General features: G+C 62.5%; 4 protein-coding genes. 1 reads left to right on the top strand and 3 read right to left on the bottom strand.

From position 1 onward, the window contains the following. Window positions 1-121 precede the first annotated feature (121 nt). The 3 genes from AC1DUU_RS25890 to AC1DUU_RS25880 are packed head-to-tail and all read right to left on the bottom strand — an operon-like array spanning window position 122 to window position 2,354. The gene (locus AC1DUU_RS25890; RefSeq protein WP_476786233.1) at window positions 122-1,573 is read right to left on the bottom strand and encodes a ComEC/Rec2 family competence protein; all 1,452 of its coding nucleotides are present in this window, start codon (window positions 1,571-1,573) and stop codon (window positions 122-124) included. A 51-nt stretch (window positions 1,574-1,624) separates the two neighbouring features. Continuing rightward, window positions 1,625-2,035, bottom strand: a complete 411-nt coding sequence (locus AC1DUU_RS25885; protein ID WP_476786232.1) for a hypothetical protein — start codon at window positions 2,033-2,035, stop codon at window positions 1,625-1,627. Between the two features lie 46 nt (window positions 2,036-2,081). Next, window positions 2,082-2,354 (bottom strand): hypothetical protein, encoded by a 273-nt coding sequence (locus tag AC1DUU_RS25880; RefSeq protein ID WP_476786231.1) that lies wholly within the window; start codon window positions 2,352-2,354, stop codon window positions 2,082-2,084. A 358-nt stretch (window positions 2,355-2,712) separates the two neighbouring features. Between AC1DUU_RS25880 and gltX the strand changes: the two genes are divergently transcribed. Further along, window positions 2,713-3,809: glutamate--tRNA ligase (gltX, locus tag AC1DUU_RS25875; RefSeq protein WP_476786230.1), on the top strand; the 1,097-nt coding region annotated here is incomplete at its 3' end.

The following is a 3,809-nucleotide window of genomic DNA, read 5'->3' as shown; positions in this document are numbered from 1 at the left end:
GACAGGGTCAAGGTCCAGGGCAAGCTTGTCGGGTTGATCCGCCGCTATTGATTTCCGGGCGGCATGGAGCCGTTCCTGCCTACTCGAAGTGTCGTTCGGCCATGGCTGTCGGAATTTCCGGCTATTTGACCGGAATTGGTGCTTCCAGTGCTTTCGGGCGCCTGTTTTCTCGCTTGTAGGGCGGCAGGCCCCTCGCCTCGCGAGAGAATTCGCGCTGGGTGTGCCACGGGCGATATGGCTCGGCCACAGCGTAGCGGATTTCGATTTTTTGACGCTTATTGTCCGATGCGGGCTCGAGGAATATCGCCGCACTGCCCAGGCGCGCGAGTTCGCGGCTGGTGAGCACTGCCACGGCTGAGCCTGGGCAAATGTCCTTTGCCTTGGCGTCTTTCAAAACGATGAGACCAGCATTTGCGCAAACGCGCCTGGCGGCCGCCGCGTGGTCAGCATGCGCAATCAAGCCGGCAGCTGGATGCTGAACCAGGCAAAGGCCATCGCTGCAGACAAATGCAGCCTGCTTGTCGGTGCTGCTTGGATCACTGGAGTTGCCCGAGCCCTTCGGATTTGTCGAACCATCGGAGTTGATGCGGATGGGGGAGACAAACACGTCGGTTTTCAAAGCCCGTTTCCAGTTATCGACTGTGAACACGTTTGGTTGAGCGCGATTGACAGCAAGCTTCGGGTCTCCGATCGGCACACCCACCAGGCGGCCATCTTCCGAGACGAGAACGACAGGTGTTTCGGTTTCCACCAGCGACAAAATGCCGAGAGCGGCAAATGGCAAGGCGGCCACCCGCAACCAGGTTGTGGCGATCGATGCAATGACCAGTGCGGCCGTGACGAACACAACCGCATGGGTCGACACCAGACCGACCGCATCAATGGGCGAACGTTCGGAGAACCACTTTGCAAGGGCTATCATGGCCTTTAGGCCGATGCCCATTGTATCGAGAAAAAGTCCTTCGAGACCAAGCGGCATGAAGATGCCGGCTAGAACCGCAAACGGCATCACCAGCACCGAGACGATCGGCATGACTGCCAGGTTGGCGATGAGGCTGAGCGGTGAGACACGCTGGAAATGCCAGGCACCGAACACACTTGTGGCAAGACCGGCGATCAGCGAGGTCGCGACAAGCCCGATCGCAACCGTGGCAAGCCAGCGCCATAGCTTCGATGGCAACGAGCGCTGCACGAGAGGCTGTGCTGGCGCCTCCCGCCTGTCCGACCACCAGGCATAAGCGCCAACAAGTGCGGCCGTTGCCGCAAATGACATCTGGAAGCTCGGGCCAACCACTTCATGCGGCGAGGTCAGGATGACGACGATCGCCGAGATCGCCAGGTTGCGCATGGTGAGTGCGGCGCGGTCGAACAGCACGGCGGTCAGCATCACCGCCAGCATGATGAAGCTGCGTTGCGCTGCGACCTCGGCACCCGAGATGGACAGATAGCCACCTGTCGAGACCAAGGCAGCACCTGCCGCGTATTTCTTGACTGGCCAACGTGATGTGAAGCTGGGAAAGGCCGCGAAGCCGAGCCGCATCAGCACCATGACAGTGCCCGCGACCATTGCCATATGCAGGCCGGAGATCGAAATGATGTGGTAGAGGCCGGTACGCCGCAGCGCCTAGTTGACATCTTCGGGAATGCCGCCGCGCACACCGACCACCAATGCCGCTGCAATCTCACCTTCGGCACCGCCGATCCGGTCCCGAATGCGATGGGCAATCTCTTCGCGGATGTTTTCGACTGCGGCGAAAGCCTTGGCCGTTGCCGGCAATGGCCCGGCCGATGCAACAAGGCCCGGTCCTTTCATGAAAAAGCCGCTGGCGCCGATGCCGTCGAAATAGCTCTCGAAGGAAAAATCATAACTTCCTGGCCGCACCGGCCCTGAGGGCGGCATGAGGCGGACATAGCCGGTCACCTGCGCCCCAGCCTGCACTCGGTCAGGGATCTTGCGTGCGGTTATCCGTACACGCTCCGGGGCGTAGCGCAGAACCGGACGCGCCGTTGCGAGGACATCAAGGGTCAGCCGCACGCGGCCATTGTCGAGACGATCGAGCCTGACGACGCGCCCGGTTACTTCACTCGAAATTTCGGCGCATCTTGGTCGCCACGCGCGCTGTTTCAAGCTTCGCCACGGTCATGCCGAGCAGGCAGAGCGCGCCTGCACCGAGCGCGTAGTGGACCACTCTTTGGGTACGTACAAGGAATGCGAGCGACGCCAACAGCACGAACGCGATAGCCAGTGGCGCAATCGCAGGTTCGGCAGGCAGAGCGAAATAGCAGAGCGCGCCGAATGACAGAAAGACCGGGACAAGCAGGAAGGCGGCACCGCGGTCGAGTTCTGTTTCCATTGCGACAAGTGCTGACCGCGCGCTGATCCGGTGGTCGGCTAAAAGTCGTGATCCTTGCTGCTGCCAAGACAGACGCGGGGAGGCTGTGTGATTTGGCGACGCCGCGTCGGAAAATGCAGCGTCTGCCCCGGGCGACTTTGGATCTGCCTACGCGACGGGAAGCGTTTGCGAGCCTGCCAGCAAGCCGCGCTCGCTGGTCTCGACCACCGGATTGTTACCGGCTTGCCCCTCCCGCACGCGCTCGCCCATCGGGCCTGCCCCTTGCGCCCCAGACCTTCTATGCTACATCAACGCCACCGAAACGCCATGCGCCGCCGGTCTCCGGCCGGGCGACGCCATGCCTCCCTTGGAATTTGCTATGTCCGTCGTGACCCGCTTCGCCCCCTCGCCCACCGGCTACCTGCACATTGGTGGCGCGCGCACCGCGCTGTTCAACTGGCTCTATTCCCGTCACACCGGCGGCACCATGCTGCTGCGCATCGAAGACACCGACCGCGAGCGCTCGACCGACGCCGCTACCGCAGCGATCCTCGAAGGCCTCACCTGGCTTGGCCTGACCTGGGAAGGCGAGCCGATTTCGCAGTTCGAGCGCGCGCCGCGCCACCGCGAGGTCGCGGAAGAACTCGTGCGCATGGGAAAGGCCTATTACTGCTACGCCTCGCAGGAAGAGCTCACCGAAATGCGCGAGAAGGCACGCGCCGAGGGCCGTCCGCCGCGCTATGACGGTCGCTGGCGCGACCGCGACCCGTCCGAGGCACCTGCAGGCGTAAAGCCGGTGATCCGCATCAAGGCGCCGACCGAAGGCGAGACGCTGGTGCGCGACCGCGTGCAGGGCGACGTCCGCTTTCCCAACAAGGACCTCGACGATTTCATCATCCTGCGCTCGGACGGCGTACCGACCTACATGCATGCGGTCGTCGTCGACGATCACGACATGGGCGTCACCCACATCATCCGCGGCGACGATCACCTGACCAACGCCGCGCGCCAGACGGTCATCTACGTTGCGATGGGCTGGGACGTGCCTGTCATGGCGCATATCCCGCTGATCCATGGTGCGGACGGTGCCAAGCTCTCCAAGCGCCATGGCGCGCTTGGTGTCGATGCCTATCGTGCCATGGGCTACCTGCCCGAGGCGCTGCTCAACTACCTCGCCCGCCTCGGCTGGAGCCATGGCGACGACGAGGTGATGAGCATCGAAGACATGATCCGCTGGTTCGAGATCGAGGATGTCAACAAGGGTGCTGCCCGCTTCGACTTTGCCAAGCTCGAGGCGCTGAACGGCGTCCACATGCGCCAGATGGACGACAACAAGTTGTTCGACATCTTCGTTACGACCCTGCCCTATCTGCCAGGCGGCGATGCGATCCTCGCCAAGCTCGACGACAAGCGCACAGCACAGCTGCTGGCTGCCATGCCAGGCCTCAAGGAACGCGCCAAGACACTGATCGAGTT

It is taken from the genome of Aminobacter sp. P4_H6_2, assembly GCF_056400805.1.
The sequence above is the reverse complement of the archived record's forward strand: the minus strand, read 5'-3'. Positions and strand labels throughout refer to the sequence as shown.